Source organism: Amycolatopsis jiangsuensis, assembly GCF_014204865.1.
GTDB classification, from domain to species: Bacteria; Actinomycetota; Actinomycetes; order Mycobacteriales; family Pseudonocardiaceae; genus Amycolatopsis; species Amycolatopsis jiangsuensis.
The window spans coordinates 7253764-7267074 of record NZ_JACHMG010000001.1 but is presented as its reverse complement, the minus strand read 5'-3'; the positions used below and the strand labels follow the sequence as shown (position 1 = coordinate 7267074).

The following is a 13311-nucleotide window of genomic DNA, read 5'->3' as shown; positions in this document are numbered from 1 at the left end:
ACGAGCCGTTCCGCTGAGGTCCGTTCGTGCATCCGGGCTTCAGAGCCCGGTGGCGGTTTCCCGGTCGCGCGCGTGCCGTTCCTCGATGTGCTCGAGGCTGCGGTTCTTCGTTTCCGGGATCATGAACAGGGTCCAGGCGAAGGCCAGGACACCCATCGCGGCGAAGCCGAAGAAGACGGTCGGCGCACCCGCCTCGAGCAGGGACGGGAAGACCAGGCTGACCACCACGCTGGCGAGTTCGGTCAGGAAGGTGGCGATCCCCATCGCCAGCCCCCGCACCGCCAGCGGGAACATCTCCCCCAGCACGATCCAGACGATGCCGCCCCAGCTCAGGGCGAACGCGATCTGGAAGACGGCCAGCCCGCCCACGGCCAGGTACCCGGCGGCGCCGGACACCCGGCCGTCCCCGGTGCCGAGGAAGACCACCGCGAGGACCACCATGCTCAGCGCCATCGCGAGCGCTCCCCACAGCAGCGGGATGCGGCGGCCGACCCGGTCGGCCACGAAGTAGGCCATCACCACGGTGGCGAGCAGCCCGAGCAGGGACAGCCCGACGTTGGCGGTGACCGCGGCGGTGTCGCTGAACCCGATGCCCTTCAACACGGTGGGGGCGTAGTAGGTGATCGCGTTGATGCCGATCAGCTGCTGCAGGATGCCGAGCACGGAGCCGATCACCAGCAACCGCACCGTTTTCCGGGAGCGGAGCCGGGTGGTGGTCCGCTTGGCGCGCCGCCGTTGCCCGGTGCTGACCGCGCGGATCTCCGCGATCTCACGCTGCACTTCGTCCGGTGACCGCGACCCGGCCAGCACGGCACGGGCTTCGTCCTCCCGGCCGTGTTCGACCAGCCATCGCGGGCTTTCCGGCAGCCGCAGGGAACCGAGGAGCATGACGATCGAGGGCACCACACCGAGCCCGAACATCCAGCGCCAGCCGCCACTCGGGGTGAAGGCGAGGCCGATCAGGCTCGCCGCCAGCACCCCGATGGTGATCATGACCTGGAACAGCCCGGCGAAGGTGCCCCGCCGCGGCGCCGGCGCGATTTCGCTGAGGTAGACCGGAATCATCGCGGTGGCGATCCCGACCGCCAGCCCGAGCACGATGCGGGAGACGATCAGCACCCCCGCGGTGGGCGCGAACGCGGCGACGAGGATGCCGGCGCTGTAGAGGACGGCGCCCAGCGCGAGCATCGCCCGCCTGCCGAACCGGTCGGCGAGCGGACCGGCGCCCAGCGAACCGAACAGGGACCCGATCAGCGCGGAGCTGACGATCCAGCCCGTGGTCACCGCGTCCAGGCCGAGCACGGGCTTGGCCGCCAGCAGCGCCGCCGACACCACGCCGAGCTCGTATCCCCGGATCGCACCGCCGAGCGCGCCCATGACATGGCTGCCCCGGCCGATCCTCGGCCCGCCGGAGCCGGTACGTGAAGCCTCCACCGTGCGCCCCCTTCCCGGGGATTCAGAAGCTGGCGGTCCGTGCGGGCAGCGGGTCCACGGTCCAGGCCATCCGGTCGGTGAGTCGGACCAGCAGCTCGGTCTTGACGGCGTGGTGCTCCGGGGAGTCCCACAGGTTGACGTGCTCCCCGGGGTCGGCCCGCAGGTCGTAGAGCTCACCGGTGCCCAGTCCGTGGAAGGCCACCAGTTTGTGGTCCACGGTGCGGATCATCGTGGCCTGCGGCGCCGGATCGGCGTGCCACGGCATGGCGTTGTAGTACTCGCAGTACACGTCCTCGCGCGGCGGGGCACTGCCTTCACCGGTGAGCAGGGGCCAGAGCGATTGTCCTTGCATGCCCTCGGTACGCGGCAGTCCCGCGGCGTCCAGCAGCGTGGGCGCGAGATCGACCAGCTCCACCAGCGCGCTCTCCCGCTGTCCTGCCCGGACCCGGCCGGGACAGGAGATGATCAGCGGGACGCGCACCGCCTCCTCGTAGAAGTACGGGCCCTTCAGGTAGATCCCGTGGTCGCCGAGCATCTCGCCGTGATCGGTGGAGAAGACGACGATGGTGTTCTCCCGCTGGCCGGTACGGTCCAGCGCGTCGAGCATCCGGCCCACCTGCACGTCGATCAGATCGCACATCGCCCAGTAGGCGGCGCGGATCAGCCGGTGGTCGCGCTCGGTCATCTCCGGGTAACCGAAGTCCTCGTTGCCGCCGTAGGCCCCGGCGTGGTCGATCCGCTGGAACACCGGCTTGTCCGCCAGCTCGCCCTCGACGTAGTCGGGCAGCGGGATCTCGTCGAGCCGGTCGAGGTAGGGCCGCAGGTACTCCTCGGGCGGATCGAAGGGGTGGTGCGGGTCGAAGATGTTGACCGAGAACAGCCAGGGATTGGCGAACTCCTCGTGCGCCTCGATGAAGTCGACGGCCTTCGTGGCGCACCAGGTCGTCTGGTGGTGCTCCTCCGGCATGCCCCGCAGCACGTACCGGGAGCCTTCCCGCGGCGGCGTGCGGTAGGTCGCGCCGCGTTCGCGCAGCCAGTGCACGTACTCGTTCGTCGGCCAGTCCGGGTCCGGATGGTGCGACCAGTGGAACTCGGAGTAGCCATCGGGCAGGCGGGGCTCGGTGCCCGGGGAGACCGACCAATGCGCGGCGGAGAGGTGCAGTTTCCCGGCGAGCCCGCAGACGTACCCGGATTCGGCCAGCGTGCGGGTGACCAGGGCCTCGTGCCCGGGCAGCGACTGGCCGTTCTGGCGCGCACCGGTGGTGCGCGGGTAGCGACCGGTGAGGAAACTCGCCCGCGACGGCGTGCACACCGGACTCTGGGTGTAGGCCGCCTCGAACACCGTGCCGCCCGCGGCCAGTGCGTCCAGGTTCGGCGTGCTGGTCCAGCTGCTGCCCGCCGAGCCGAGGGTGTCCCACCGCTGCTGGTCGGTGCAGATCCAGAGAATGTTGGGCCTGCTCATGCTGCTCACTTTCCGTCGAGGCCGCGGGCGGCGGCCACCACCGCGCGGTTCGCCGCGATCACGCGGGCGCGGTCGGCGGCCTTGAACACCCGCCGGTCATAGCTGTAGAGACCGTTGACCTGGAGTTCCGCGTCCTCGAAGAGGTTGTAGTTCGCCGCGCTGAGGCCCTCGTCGCGGACGAAACCGGCGACGATGCCGAGCGCTTCGACGTAACAGTCGGTCAGTTCCCGCGCGCCGGAGACCTTCTGGTTGGGCTGGCTGCCGCCGGCCACCCACTCGTGTCCCGCCGGCGCGTATCCGAAGGCACCGAACTCGCCGATCACGGCCACCCGGCCGTCGTCCGGGTGCGGTGCCGGCCCGGGATAGTGCTGTCCGAGGTTGTGCAGGTCGGCGACCTGGCCGCCGCCCTCGGCGTAGTCGGCCACGTTCGTGCCGCTCATCTCGTTGACCACCCTGGTCGGATCCCAGCCACGGACCCGCTCGGCGACCCGCGCCAGATCGTAGGCACCCCAGCCCTCGTTGAACGGGATCCACATGACGATCGAGGTGAACGACCGCAGCTGCCGCACCACCCGTTCCAGCTCATGTTCGAACCGCGCCTTGCCGGCCGCGGGCGGATCCGAGGGTTCGTCCTGGTTCGGTGGCTGCCTGCCGGTCGCGGTGGCGGGCATGTCCTGCCACACCAGGACGCCGAGCCGGTCCGCCCAGTCGTACCAGCGGTCGGGCTCGGTCTTCATGTGCTTGCGGATGGTGGTGAACCCGAGCTTCTTCGCCTCCTCGACGTCGAAGCGCAGGGCGTCGTCGGTGGCGGCGGTGTAGAGGCCGTCGGGCCAGTAACCCTGCTGCAGACAGCTGATCTGCGGCACGAACTCCCCGTTGAGCAGCAGCCGCGGCACCCCGCCTGCCTGCCCGATCCGGACCGACCGCATGCCGAACAGGTGGCTGACCCGGTCGCCGCCGTCGACCTCGGCCTCGAGCCGGTAGCGGAACGGATTGTCCGGCGACCACAGGGTCGGCCGGTGGACCGGCAGTTCCAGCTCGGTGCCGGCCGGCCCGGAAGCGGACGCCACGCGGCGGTCGCCGTGGTACAGGCTCAGCCGCACCTGCGCGCCGGCGTCCCCGGCCACGTGCGCGGTCACCGTCGCCGTGCCCGCGTCGATGTCCGGCACCACGACCAGGTCTTCGACATACGCCCGGGGCACCGGTTCGAGCCACACGGGCTGCCAGATCCCCGAGCACGGCTGGTAGTACAGGTTGTTGTGCGGCGCCTCCGGATCGAGGGCCGCGACCCGCTGTTTGCCGAGCGGCTGGTCGCCGTTCTCGGTCGGATCGTCCACCACGACCACGAGTTCCTGCTCGGTTCTGGCCCCAGGAAGCAGTGCCTCGGTCACGTCCACCGAGAACCGGTCGTAGGCGCCTTCGTGGACCCCGAGCGAGTGGCCGTTGACGAGCACCTCGGCACGGTGATCGACGCCGTCCAGATGCAGCAGCAACCGGTTGGCGTGCGAACCGATCCGCCACGAACGCGGGACCACGAACCGCCGGCGGTAGAACATCCGCGGTTCGTGGCGCATGATCCCGGACAACGCCGACTCGACCGGATACGGGACGAGAATGCGCTCGTCCAGGGTCTGGCCCGGCACCGGCCGCTCGTCCGCCCCGGCCGCGGCGAACTGCCAGACGCCGTTGAGGCTGACCCACCGCTCGCGCCGCAGCTGCGGACGCGGGTACTCGAACCGGGCGTTCCGCGGGGAAACCTGGTCGGTCCACGGCGTGCTCAGCCTTGGCTTCTTCGGTGACCAGCCGGATTCCGCGGGCTGCCCGCTCCCCGGACCGGGCGCGGCCGGATTCCCGGCCGGAGCCGCCGAGGCCGCGCCGGGCGACCCCATCGCCCACAGCGCGCCCAGACCGGCCGCACCGGCCGCGCCCCGCAGGAATGTCGCTCTGCTGATCTCGTCCCGCTCCATCGCCGGCTCCCGTCGCATCGCTGGTGCGCACACCGTAGGAGGGATGTTGCAACGTTGCAAGACCTCCGCCGGATTTCCCGTCCGACGGGATCGCGGGCCGGGTTTGATCGGTCGCTGGGCCGGAGGGGGCTTGTCAGATGCGGCGGTGGTGAGGTGCATCCCCCGCAGGCGGATTCTGCTCGCAGTCATCGTGAGTCACGCCGGAACCGCGTCCCCAAAAGTCGCCCACCGAGGCCGAGGTTCACCCGGCGCCGGTCGACTCCCGCACCATCAGGCGGTGTCCGACGAGCAGGTGCTCGGCCGGGCGGGTGGGATCGGCCTGGCGGGCGAGGATCGCGTCGATCGCCTGTTGTGCCAGTCCGGTCATGTCGTGAGCGATCGAGGTCAGCGGCGGCGCGGTGTAGCGCACCTCGGGTGCGTCGTCCCAGCCGAGCAGTGCGATGTCGGCGGGGACCGCGACTCCTGCTTCGCGCAACGCCGAGAGTGCGCCGACCGCGAGCAGGTCGGCCGCGCAGATCAGCGCGTCACAGTCCGAGCGGCGCCGCACGAGTTCGCGGGCGACGCGGGCGCCTTCCTCCCGGCTGTGGTCCGCGACGTCGAAAACGAGGTCCGCGTCGACGTCGACGCCGGTGGCGCGCAACGCTTCCCGGACTCCGCGCAGGCGCTCGTAGGCCGGTCCCGCCTGCCGGTCCAGGCGCATCCCGGCGAACGCCGGCCGCCGTCGGCCACGCGAGAGCAGGTGCTCGGTCGCCTCGACCGCGGAACGTCTGCTGTTGATCGCGATGTGGTCGAACGATCCCCCCGGTACGTACTCCCCGAGCAGGACCGTCGGGACGTCGCTCTTGAGCCGCTCCAGTTCCGCGGGCGCGAGCTCGACCGGGCAGAACAGCACGCCGGTGACGCCGCGGCTGAGGTACCCCTCGGCGATCGTGCGTTCCTGCGCCGCGCCACCACCCGTCTCGTCGATGAACAGGGTGAGCGAACGACGTCGCGCCTCGTCGATCACCACATGTGCCAGGTGCGCGAAATACGGTGAGGTGATGTCCGGTACCGCGAGCGCCAGGACCTGCGATCGCCCCGCCCGCAGCTGACGGCTCACCAGCGACGGCGCGTACCCGAGCCGCTCGATCGCGTCGGTCACCCGCTGCCGCTTCTCCTCGGTCACGTACGGGTGATCGTGGAGCACGTTGGACACTGTGCTCGCCGAAACCCCGGCCGCCCGAGCGACATCCTTGACCGTGGGGCGGCGCCCCGGATCCACCATCGTGTCGCAGTCTCCTCGCCGAACCGCTGCCCGGCACCACTGTCCGTGCCTTCGGGTGCACGGTATCCGCCCCTCGCCCGGCCGCGCCGCAGCGGCACGATCCTAACGCGCCCGGCTCCCGCCGCCCGCCCGTGTCGGGCGGTCCGGCCTTCGTCGGAGAGCGTGAAAAAGCGGGGCACCGGGAGTGCTCCCGATGCCCCGCTTCGTGCTCGCCGCGTACTGGATCAGACGGCGTGCGCGACGGTGTTCCAGCCGGTGGCGAGGACGCCGGCGTCGCCGCCGTTGCCCGCGTCGCCGGAGGCGCCACCGTCGGTGCTGCTGATGTTCCCGGCGTCACCGGTCGAGCCGGTGGTGCCGGTGGCACCGGAGTCGCCCGAGGTCACCGAAGTGGCCGACGACGCGTCTCCGTTGTCCCGGCCGTGGTGGCCCTGCTGCCCGGACCCGCGGGTCGACTGGACGGCGGTGTTGCCGCCGGTCGAACCCGAGTCGCCCGAGTCGCCGGACGTACCGGTCACGGCCTCGTTGCCACTGGTGGCGTTCCCGGCGTCACCGGAATCGCCACCGTCACCACCGGTCGCAGTACCGGTCACGGTGCCCAGAACTCCGGTACGGCCACTCTGGCCGTCCCGGTTCCCGTCGTGGCGGTTCCAGCCCCGGTGATCCCGGTTCCAGCCCTGCTCGTGACGGTTCCAGCCCTCGCTCCAGCCCTGCTCGTGACGGCTCTCGCCCTGCGCACCGCTGGCCGAGTTGCTGCCACCGCCGACCGCAGTACCGTCACCACCGTTGCCCGCGGTACCGGAAGTACCGCCGGTCGTGGTGCCGGCGTTCGCCGCGTCACCCGTCGTGCCGGTGACACCGGTGCTGCCGGAATCACCCGACGACACCGAGGTGGCGCATTCGGCCAGCACACACAGGCCGTAGGCGCTGTTGCCGCCCGTGGCACCGGAGTTGCCGGAGCCGCCCGAGTCGCCGGTCACCGCGGAGTTGCCGCTGGTGGCGTTGCCGGCGTCGCCGGAATCGCCACCGTTGCCGCCCTTCGCCGTGCCGGTCACCGAACCCAGCGCACCGAGCACGCCGCCCCGCGAGGAGTGGCCGCCCTGTGCGCCGGCGGTGGTGCCGGTCGACGCCGCGGTGCCGTTGCCGCCGTTTCCGGCGGTGCTGGTGCCGGTCGACACCGCGGTACCGGAGCCGCCGTTTCCGGCGTTGCCGGAAGCACCGCCGGTGGTGGTGCTGGTGTTCGCGGCGTTCCCGGTGGAACCGGTCGCGCCGGTGTTCCCGGAATCGCCCGAAGACACCGAAGTGGTGCACTTCGCGAGCACGCAGGCGCCGTAAGCGCTGTTGTGCCCGGTGGCCCCGGAGTTGCCCGAGTCGCCGGAGTTCCCGCTCACCGCGGTGTTACCGCTGCTCGCGTTTCCGCCGGAGCCCGAGGTTCCGCCGTCGCCACCTTCGCCGGTGCCCGACGAGCTGCCGGACACCACCGACTGCACGGTGTCGCCGAGCCCGCCCTGACTTCCGGTGTCCGCATTGGCCACCGCGCTGCCCAGCAGGACGAACCCGCCGGAGATGACCGCGGCGGTCAAACTGCGTCGCACGTACTTGTGCATGACTTCCCTTTCCTCACCATCGTGTCCATTGTGGATTTGTGAAGGTCGGAAAGGGCGGGTCAGCTCGGATGGTCGTTTCCGTAGGAGACCAGCCAGTACAGCGACGGAGGGCCGCCCGGCGGTGCCCGCCAGGCACGGCTCGTACCGATCTCCTGCGAGCCCGAAGGCGCCACGGCGTACTCGCCACCGTGCGCACCACCGCCACTCGCCGGCACGGCACCGCTGACCCCGGTCGAACCCACCGGCACGCCACCGCCGCCACCGGAACCGGACATCGGTTCCGGCACGAACGCCGGCTCCGCACCCGCCGAGGCGGACTCGTGCCGGGACACCACGGATGCCGCACCGGTGTGATGCCGTTGCACCTTGTCCACCAGCGCCACGGTTCGATCGGCTGAACCTGCCACCGCCTGATCCGGACGTGACTGCGGCGCCGGCGGAGCCGTTTGGCCACCGCCCTCGTCCGCACCCAGCACCGGACCGGTCACCGGATCCGTGACCCGCAGTATCGGCCGGGTCACCGGATCGAGCGAGCCCACTACGGGACGGGTCACCGGCCGCAAGGCCGACAGCACCGGCTCGGCCGACTGCGTCACCGGCTTGACCACCGGTTCGGCAACCCGCGTCACCGGCCCGGCAGCCTTCGCCACCGGATCGGCAACCTTCGCCACCGGCTTGACCACCGGCCCCACGGCCTCCGCCACCGACTCGACCGCCGGCTCGGCAATTCGCGCCACCGGCTTCGCCGCTGCCGCCACTCGGGACGACACTGCGTGCGCCGGCTCTGCGGCTGAGCGTGTTGCCTGCTCGCCGGGTTCGAGCACGTCGTGCAGTGCTTGTCCGGTGCCGGCGAGTGCACCGGGGCGATCCGGCGGCCGTGGCCGTTCGGAGGCGTCCGCGGTGTGCGACGCGAGCAGCGCCAGCAGGGTGAAACCGAACAACGTTCCGGCTACCACCAGCATCCGGAGCAGTACCGGATGCCGGGCCGGTCCGTCGTCCGACAGGGAAGTATCCATTCATCTCACCCCCTTTCGGGTGTGGTCTTCACCGTCGGTTGTCATTCGGGACAACCTGGCTCACCGGATTGGGCGTAATTCCAGGTTTTTTCTTTCCGCAGAACGTGTTTACTACCTGTGGGTAACGGGTAGACCAGCCGGTTTTCACTCCGGCAGCGGATTTACCCGGGCTCGAAAAACCGCGACCGGATCGGGGAAACGACCCATCCGGAACGGCGTCGGCACCGAATGCGCACTGTCCACGAAGAATCCGCCCCGCCGTCGGGGAGCCCGGCGAGCGGGTGACGCCCGCCGTACGCGTGCGGGCGGGAAGGAGAACGTCGGTGTTTGGCAAACGCTATGCCGCGTCGATGATCAACCGGAGCGCGGAGAACGACCAGGACCGCCGCCGCTTTCTGCGGGCGGCGGGGATGACCGGCCTCGGGGCGGTGGGTGCCGGAGCACTGGGCACCGGCGCGCTCGGCGCGGGTACGGCGTCCGCGTCGGTCCGCTCGGCCGCCCCGATGGCCACCGGCACCCAGGAAGCCGAGGCCGCCGAGGTCAGCGACGGCGCCGTGCTCAACTTCGCGCTCAACCTCGAATACCTCGAAGCCGAGTTCTACCTGCACGCGGTCACCGGCCACGGGCTGTCCGACTCGATGGCCACCGGCACCGGCACGCAAGGTGGCGTCACCGGCGGCCGTGCGGTGCGGTTCGAGACCAAAGCCGCGCGCCAGTACGCCAAGGAGATCGCCGGCGACGAACAAGCCCACGTCGCCTTCCTGCGCAGCGCGCTCGGTTCGGCCGCCGTGGCCCGCCCGCAGATCGACCTGCAGTCCAGCTTCACCGCCGCCGCGCAGGCCGCGGGCATCGTGAAGAAGGGACACAGCTTCGACGCGTTCGCCTGCGAGGAGAACTTCCTGCTCGCGGCGTACCTGTTCGAGGACGTGGGGGTGACCGCCTACAAGGGCGCGGCCCCGTTGATCAGCAACAAGACCTACCTCGAAGCCGCGGCCGGGATCCTCGCCGTGGAGGCCTACCACGCCGGCAACATCCGCAGCGCCCTCTACCAGCGCGGCGGCGGGCTGCTCGGCAGCGGGCTGTTCAGCTCCGACCTGCGCAAGGCCTCGGTCAAGCTGTCCGACGCCCGCGACAGCCTCGACGGTGCGGCCGACGACGACCAGGGCGTGATCGACGAGCACGGCAACGCCAACATCGTGCCCTCGGACGAGAACGGCATCGCCTACAGCCGCAGTCCCGGTCAGGTGCTCAACATCGTCTACCTGACCAACAAGGCCGCGACCTCCGGCGGGTTCTTCCCGAAGGGCGTGAACGGCGACGTGAACACCAGCGCCGCCGGCTGACCGGCACCGTCCACGGCACCGCGAGCCGGTGCCGTGGACGTGCTCACGCCGACAGCGGTTTCGCGATCGCCTCCAGCGATCGTCGTTCCGCGGCCACCCCGAGGAAGACCTCCGCAAGGCCGCCGACGATCATCACGGCCGCGCCGATGTAGTAGCCGGTGGCGACATTGCCCGCATTGCCCGTCTCGACCAGGGAACTGAACAGCAGCGGTCCGATGATGCCGCCGAGTCCGGTGCCCACCGCGTAGAACACCGCGATCGCCAGCGCCCGCACCTCCAGCGGGAACACCTCCGACGCGGTGAGGTACGCCGAGCTCGCCCCCGCCGAGGCGAAGAAGAACACCGCGCACCAGGCGATCGTCAGGGTCACCGCGGAGAAAGCACCGCCCTCGAAGAGTATTCCGGTGCCGACCAGCAGGACTCCGGAGCCGAGGAAGCTGGTGATGATCATCGGCCGCCTGCCGACCGAATCGAAGAACCGCGCGAGCACGACCGGTCCGAGGAAACTGCCGAGGGCGAGCGGGATCAGGTAGGCACCGGTCATCGAGCTGGGCACGCCGAAGAACCGGCCGAGTACGAGCCCCTGGGTGAAGTACACCGCGTTGTACAGGAACGCCTGCCCCACGAAAAGCGCCAGGCTGAGCGTCGTGCGGCGCGGATAGGTCGTGGCGAGCGTGCGGGCCACCTCCAGCAGACTGGTGCGGTCACGCCGCCGCACGCGCAGGCTGTCGCCCGGTTCGTCCAGTTCCTGCCCGGTTTTCTCCCGGACCTGGTTCTCGATGCCGGTGACGACCGCGTCGGCCTCTTCGGTGCGGCCGTGGGTGAACAACCAGCGCGGGCTTTCCGGGACCCTCCGGCGGACGACGAAGATCAGCAGCCCGAGCACCGCGCCGAGGCCGAACGCGAGCCGCCAGCCGAGCCAGGCGGGCAGCAGGCCGGGATTCAGCAGCACCAGGCTCAGCGCCGCTCCCCCGGCGGCGCCGAGCCAGTAGGACCCGTTCACCGAAAGGCTCACCGTGGCGCGGACGCGGGCAGGTACCAGTTCGTCGATCGCGGAGTTGATCGCCGCGTACTCGCCGCCGATGCCGGCGCCGGTCAGGAACCGGAGCACGAAGAACCACCAGGGAGCGAACGAGAACGCGGTGAGCACGGTCGCGAGCAGGTACAGGCCGAGGGTGACCAGGAAGAGCCGTTTGCGGCCCCAGCGGTCGGTCAGGTAGCCGAAGAGCAGCGCGCCGAGCACCGAGCCCGCGACGTAGCAGGAGGTGGCCAAGCCGATCTCGGTGTCGGACAGCGACAATCCGCTGCCCGGTTCGGTGAGCCGCTCGGACAGTGCGCTCACGATGGTGACCTCGAGCCCGTCGAGGATCCAGACCGTGCCGAGCCCCACCAGCACCATCCAGTGCCAGGACGACCACGGAAGCCGGTCGAGGCGGGCGGGGACCGACGTTTCCACCATCTCGCTCATGCACCACGGGTAACCCGCGCGACGGCGATTATCCGCCGGCGTTGCGGGTAACCGGACCCCCGAACCCGACGAAGGAGACCGACCGTGGCGCAGCAGCAACCGCCGCAGCAGCAGGAGCCCCCGGGCACGACCGGCCGGATGCAGCCCCGTCCGCGTGACACGATGGACGACTACGAGGGACGTGGGCTGCTCGAAGGCAAGCGCGCGCTGATCACCGGTGGCGACTCCGGCATCGGCCGCGCGACGGCGATCGCTTTCGCCAAGGAAGGCGCCGACGTCGCCATCGCCTACCTCGAGGAACACAACGACGCCGAGTACACCCGGGAACAGGTCGAAGCGGCCGGCCGGAAGTGTGTGCTGCTGCCTGGCGACCTCGCGAAGGCGCAGCACTGCAAGGACGTCGTCAGCGAGACCGTGCAGCACCTCGGCGGGCTCGACCTGCTGGTGAACAACGCGGCGACGCAGTGGCCGGTCGACCGGCCGGAGGACCTGACCGAAGAGCAGTGGATGCACACCTTCGACGTGAACATGCACAGCTACTTCCGGGTCACCCAGGCCGCGCTTACCCATCTCGGCGAAGGTGCCGCGATCATCAACACCGGTTCGGTGAACGGGTTGCGCGGCAACAAGTCTTTGATCGACTACTCCGCGACCAAGGGTGCCATCCACGCCTGGACCTACTCCATGGCGCAGGCGCTGGCCGAGCGCGGTGTACGGATCAACTGCGTGGCACCGGGTCCGGTGTGGACACCGCTGATCCCGTCGACGTTCCCGCCGGAGAAGGTGGAGAAGTTCGGTCTGCAGGTGCCGTTCGAACGAGCCGCGCACCCGGACGACCTCGCACCGTCCTATGTGTTCCTGGCGGCCAACCGGCTCTCGTCGTACTACAGCGGTGAAGTCATCGCGCCACTCGGCGGCGAGACGACACCGGGTTAGAACGGAGGACATCATGACCCAAGAAGTCGAGCACCGGCCGGACGCCGCCACGGCGAATCCGTGGCGCACCCGGCTCGACCAGGGCGATCCGACCGACCAGAACTGGCAGGAGGTCGGTGACGAGATCCGGATCGCCGCGCAGCGCGCCGGACGCGAGCAGCAGCGGCCGGAAACGGACTGAATGGCCGCGCGCCGGGAACCGGGAGCGGAACCACCGGACACCACGGACCTGACCGCGTTGCGGGAGGCCGCACGCGAATGCCGCGGGTGCGGGCTGTACCGCGACGCGACGGACACGGTGTTCGGTGCCGGCCCGCGCGAAGCGCGGATTTTTGCCCTCGGCGAGCAACCCGGCGACCATGAGGACCGTCAGGGTGAACCGTTCGTCGGACCGGCCGGGCGGCTGCTCGATCGCGCACTCGGCGACGCGGGCCTCGACCGGGACTCGCTGTACCTGACCAACGCGGTCAAGCACTTCAAGTTCAAGCTGCGCGGTAAGCGCCGCATCCACGACAAACCCGCGCGGTCCGAGGTCGTCGCCTGCCGTCCGTGGCTGCTGTCCGAACTCCAGGCAGTCGGTCCCCGTCAGATACTGCTGTTGGGTGCCACGGCAGCCCAGTCGCTGTACGGCACGGGTTTCCGGCTGACCCAGCGTCGCGGTGAACCGTTGGATCCGCCCGAGGACTTCGCCGGGCTGTTCACGTCCGCCGTGGCGACCGTGCACCCGTCCGCGGTGCTGCGGGCGCCGGAGCGGGACACGGCGTACGACGCTTTCGTCGCCGACCTGCGCGTCCTCGGCTGACCTCGGCACGTTTGC

The 13311-nt window shown here is 70.4% G+C and carries 11 protein-coding genes; 4 read left to right on the top strand and 7 right to left on the bottom strand.

What is annotated here, in order from left to right; all coding sequences use genetic code 11:
• Positions 1–39: 39 nt before the first annotated feature.
• From BJY18_RS32915 to BJY18_RS32890, 6 genes are all read right to left on the bottom strand, one after another.
• Positions 40–1434: a sugar porter family MFS transporter gene (locus BJY18_RS32915; RefSeq protein WP_184783756.1), complete on the bottom strand. Its 1395-nt coding sequence runs from the start codon at positions 1432–1434 to the stop codon at positions 40–42.
• Between the two features lie 22 nt (positions 1435–1456).
• Positions 1457–2896, bottom strand: coding sequence for a sulfatase family protein (locus BJY18_RS32910; RefSeq protein WP_184783755.1), 1440 nt, complete (start codon positions 2894–2896; stop codon positions 1457–1459).
• 5 nt (positions 2897–2901) lie between these two features.
• On the bottom strand, positions 2902–4881 hold the full coding sequence (locus BJY18_RS32905; RefSeq protein ID WP_184783754.1) for a glycoside hydrolase family 2 protein: 1980 nt from the start codon (positions 4879–4881) through the stop codon (positions 2902–2904).
• 223 nt (positions 4882–5104) lie between these two features.
• Complete coding sequence (locus BJY18_RS32900) at positions 5105–6127, bottom strand: LacI family DNA-binding transcriptional regulator (RefSeq protein ID WP_184783753.1); 1023 nt, start codon at positions 6125–6127, stop codon at positions 5105–5107.
• Between the two features lie 224 nt (positions 6128–6351).
• The gene (locus tag BJY18_RS32895; RefSeq protein WP_184783752.1) at positions 6352–7731 is read right to left on the bottom strand and encodes a hypothetical protein; all 1380 of its coding nucleotides are present in this window, start codon (positions 7729–7731) and stop codon (positions 6352–6354) included.
• Positions 7732–7790: 59 nt separating this feature from the next.
• A complete protein-coding gene (locus BJY18_RS32890; RefSeq protein WP_184783751.1) occupies positions 7791–8747 on the bottom strand; it encodes a hypothetical protein in 957 nt (318 codons plus the stop codon).
• 323 nt (positions 8748–9070) lie between these two features.
• Between BJY18_RS32890 and BJY18_RS32885 the strand changes: the two genes are divergently transcribed.
• Positions 9071–10090: a ferritin-like domain-containing protein gene (locus tag BJY18_RS32885; protein WP_184783750.1), complete on the top strand. Its 1020-nt coding sequence runs from the start codon at positions 9071–9073 to the stop codon at positions 10088–10090.
• 43 nt (positions 10091–10133) lie between these two features.
• On the opposite strand, the gene BJY18_RS32880 is transcribed toward BJY18_RS32885, so the two are convergent.
• A complete protein-coding gene (locus BJY18_RS32880) occupies positions 10134–11558 on the bottom strand; it encodes an MFS transporter (RefSeq protein ID WP_184783749.1) in 1425 nt (474 codons plus the stop codon).
• A gap of 138 nt (positions 11559–11696) precedes the next feature.
• Between BJY18_RS32880 and BJY18_RS32875 the strand changes: the two genes are divergently transcribed.
• From BJY18_RS32875 to BJY18_RS32865, 3 genes are read left to right on the top strand one after another with little or no spacing between them, the layout of a single operon-like run.
• Positions 11697–12494: an SDR family oxidoreductase gene (locus tag BJY18_RS32875; RefSeq protein ID WP_184784996.1), complete on the top strand. Its 798-nt coding sequence runs from the start codon at positions 11697–11699 to the stop codon at positions 12492–12494.
• Between the two features lie 13 nt (positions 12495–12507).
• Positions 12508–12675, top strand: a complete 168-nt coding sequence (locus tag BJY18_RS32870; protein WP_184783748.1) for a hypothetical protein — start codon at positions 12508–12510, stop codon at positions 12673–12675.
• The gene (locus tag BJY18_RS32865; RefSeq protein WP_184783747.1) at positions 12676–13296 is read left to right on the top strand and encodes a UdgX family uracil-DNA binding protein; all 621 of its coding nucleotides are present in this window, start codon (positions 12676–12678) and stop codon (positions 13294–13296) included.
• The last annotated feature ends 15 nt before the right edge of the window (positions 13297–13311 follow it).

Excerpts from the sequence above, each read along its gene's own strand:
- BJY18_RS32910 (WP_184783755.1), bottom strand. The coding sequence starts at position 2,896 with ATGAGCAGGCCCAACATTCTCTGGATCTGCACCGACCAGCAGCGGTGG.
- BJY18_RS32905 (WP_184783754.1), bottom strand. The coding sequence starts at position 4,881 with ATGCGACGGGAGCCGGCGATGGAGCGGGACGAGATCAGCAGAGCGACA.
- BJY18_RS32900 (WP_184783753.1), bottom strand. The coding sequence starts at position 6,127 with ATGGTGGATCCGGGGCGCCGCCCCACGGTCAAGGATGTCGCTCGGGCG.
- BJY18_RS32895 (WP_184783752.1), bottom strand. The coding sequence starts at position 7,731 with ATGCACAAGTACGTGCGACGCAGTTTGACCGCCGCGGTCATCTCCGGC.
- BJY18_RS32890 (WP_184783751.1), bottom strand. The coding sequence starts at position 8,747 with ATGGATACTTCCCTGTCGGACGACGGACCGGCCCGGCATCCGGTACTG.
- BJY18_RS32880 (WP_184783749.1), bottom strand. The coding sequence starts at position 11,558 with ATGAGCGAGATGGTGGAAACGTCGGTCCCCGCCCGCCTCGACCGGCTT.
- BJY18_RS32875 (WP_184784996.1), top strand. The coding sequence starts at position 11,697 with ATGCAGCCCCGTCCGCGTGACACGATGGACGACTACGAGGGACGTGGG.
- BJY18_RS32870 (WP_184783748.1), top strand. The coding sequence starts at position 12,508 with ATGACCCAAGAAGTCGAGCACCGGCCGGACGCCGCCACGGCGAATCCG.
- BJY18_RS32865 (WP_184783747.1), top strand. The coding sequence starts at position 12,676 with ATGGCCGCGCGCCGGGAACCGGGAGCGGAACCACCGGACACCACGGAC.